Genomic DNA, 2,601 nt, shown 5'->3' with positions numbered 1-2,601 from the left:
CCGTCGGCCGGCCGCGCACCGGGCAGCCCCTCGACCTCCTCGGGCTCGGCCCCGCACCGGGGCCCGGCGAGCTCGACGCCCGCCTGGACATGCTGGCCGCCGTCGTCGACGCGCCGTCGTCGTCGGCCGTGCCCGGCCTCGTGGTCGCGGCGGTCGCGCACGGTGAGCTGCTCGCGCTGCGGCCGTTCGCGCACGCCAACGGCGTGGTCGCACGGGCGGTGTTCCGCCACCTCCTCGTCCGCGAGGGCGTGGACGTCGTCGGGGTCGTCGTGCCGGAGGTCGCCTGGACGGCGCAGCCGCTGCCCTACGTCGCCACGGCGGCGCGGTTCGCGACGGGCACCCCGGACGGCGTCGCGGACTGGGTGCGGTGGTGCGCGGCCGCCGTCGTCCGCGGGGCGCAGGAGGGGACGGCGGTGGCGGACGCCGTGCTGGCCGGTCGGCTGTCCGGCCGGCCGGCCGGCGAGGGGGCCGACGGGGACGCGCCGGGGGAGTAGCCGGCGCGTGGCAGCGGGCGCCGCGACAGGCGGACCGACCCGCCGCAGACGAACGACGGCGGCGCCCCGTGGGACGCCGCCGTCGACAGCACGGGTGACGAGGTATCAGGCGCTGCAGGTACTGCCGCAACGGGACAAGCCCGGTCGGCAGGTCCTCTCGAGGACTGGTCGCGCGTGGGTTCTCGTCGCCCGCTGTGCTGTTGTGCCTCCTTTCTACGCCTGTCCGCGGCGTAGTGGAAGGGCCGTTCTGCCCTCGACAGGCCCCTACGGGGAGTCGTGTCAGGCGGTGGACGATCACGTCCGCGGGCTGGGACCGGGAGCACGGTCCTCCCATGACCGGGCGTCGCCGTCGTCGTGGTCCTACAGCCGGACCGGGGCCCGGCCGCCCTGCCGCCGCAGGAGGACCGCGACCGCGACGACGGCGACGAGGAGGAGCAGTCCGGCGGGCACGCTGCGTCGGGGCGCGAGCCGTCGCAGCGCGACCGGCCGGGCGAAGGTCAGCGCCGCCCAGCCCCGGTCCGCCGCGAGGCGCCGCAGCGCGCGGTCCGGGTTCACGACTGCGGCCCGGCCCACCGCCTCGAGCAGGGGCACGTCCGTGACGGAGTCGGAGTACGCGTAGCTGGCGGACAGGTCGTAGCCCTCGCGGGCCGCCAGCTCCCGGACGGCGTCCGCCTTGGCCGGCCCGTACGCGTAGGACGTGAACGCCCCGGTGTACCGGCCGTCGTGGACCTCCATGCGGGAGGCGATGACGTGGTCGGCCCCGAGCATCGCCGCGACCGGCTCGACGATCTCCGTGCTGGACGCCGAGACGATGACGACGTCGCGGCCCTGGGCCTGGTGGTGCGCGATGAGCTCGAGCGCCTCCGCGTACACGGTGGGCTCGATGGACTCCCGGACGGTCTCCGTGACGATGGCCGAGACGGTGGCCACGTCCCACCCCGTGACCATGGTCGACAGGCTCCGGCGCAGCCGCTCGGTGGTCGCCTCGTCCGCGTGGCCGAGGTGGAACGCGGCGTGCGCGAAGGCGGCGCGCAGGGCGGCCCGTCCCGTGAGGAGCCCGCCGGTGTGGAAGGGGCGGGCGAAGGCCACCGACGACGACGTCGCGATGATCGTCTTGTCGAGGTCGAAGAACGCGGCGGCGCGGCTGCCGGCCATGGTCTCCCTCCGGGGTGGGGGCGCACGACCCGCGGTGGGCCGGTGCCGGGACGGGGCGGTGCCGTCGTGCGGCGAGGGTACCGACCCGGCGTCCCCCGTCCCCGGGGCGCTCCGGTCCTCCACAGGCGGGACGGACCCGCGCCCGGGCCGCTCGCGGTGCCGGGGACGCTCGCAGCCGGACCGGGCGGATGGGCCGGACGGGGTGGATCGGCCGGACCGTCGGGGCGCACGGGTAGCGAACGGGGGACGGGTGCGCGGAGGCGTGGTGGCGGTGGTGGGGGCGGCGGGGGGAGTCGGCGCCTCGACGCTGGCGTGCCTCCTGGCTCGTCGCCGGGCGGCGGCCGGCGACCGGGTCGTCCTGGTCGACCTGGACCCGGGTGGCGGCGGCCTGGACGTCCTCCTGGGCGTCGAGCAGCTCCCCGGCGCCCGGTGGTCGGACCTGCGCCACACGGGCAGCGGCGTCGGGGCGGGCTCCCTCCTGGCCGCGCTGCCGCACTGGCGTGGCGTGGCGGTGGTCTCGGGGGACGGGCAGCGCGCGACCGGGGACGCCGTCCCCGGCCCGGACCCGGGCGCCGTGCTCGCCGTGCTGGACGCCGTCACCGGTGCCGGGGGTCTCGTCGTCGTGGACGCCTCCGCGCGCGCCGTCGGCGCGCTCCCCGCCTGGGGGGTGGCGGCCCGCCGGACGGACGTGTCCGTCCTCGTGACCGCACAGGACGTCCTGGGGGTGGCGGCCGCGCTCGGCGCCCGCCCGCTGCTCGGTGGCGACACGGGTGCGCTGGTGCTGCGGACACGGCGTGCCCCGGTCGTCGCGCCGCTCGAGGCCGCCCGCGCGGTGGGGCTGCGGCACGTCGCCACCCTGCCCGCGGACCGGTCGGTGGGCCCCAGTACCGACCGGGGGCTCGGTCCGGTGCCGGGACGGGCTCTGTCGCGCGCGGTGTCTCGGGTCGACGCG

The 2,601-nt window shown here is 78.1% G+C and carries 2 protein-coding genes and 1 pseudogene; 2 read left to right on the top strand and 1 reads right to left on the bottom strand.

All coding sequences use genetic code 11. The features are described 5' to 3' along the window. A pseudogene (locus N866_RS18055) lies at positions 1–494 on the top strand (hypothetical protein); the annotation flags it as partial. A gap of 360 nt (positions 495–854) precedes the next feature. Here the strand turns inward: N866_RS18055 and N866_RS18050 are convergent. Beyond that, positions 855–1,649, bottom strand: coding sequence for an HAD family hydrolase (locus N866_RS18050; protein WP_034229288.1), 795 nt, complete (start codon positions 1,647–1,649; stop codon positions 855–857). Positions 1,650–1,914: 265 nt separating this feature from the next. On the opposite strand from N866_RS18050, the gene N866_RS18045 reads away from it, so the two are divergent. Further along, positions 1,915–2,601, top strand: a 687-nt coding sequence (locus N866_RS18045; protein ID WP_052023241.1) for a nucleotide-binding protein, incomplete at its 3' end; no start/stop codon positions are given.

It is taken from the genome of Actinotalea ferrariae CF5-4 (assembly GCF_000603945.1).
GTDB classification, from domain to species: domain Bacteria; phylum Actinomycetota; class Actinomycetes; order Actinomycetales; family Cellulomonadaceae; genus Actinotalea; species Actinotalea ferrariae.
The sequence above is the reverse complement of the archived record's forward strand: the minus strand, read 5'-3'. Positions and strand labels throughout refer to the sequence as shown.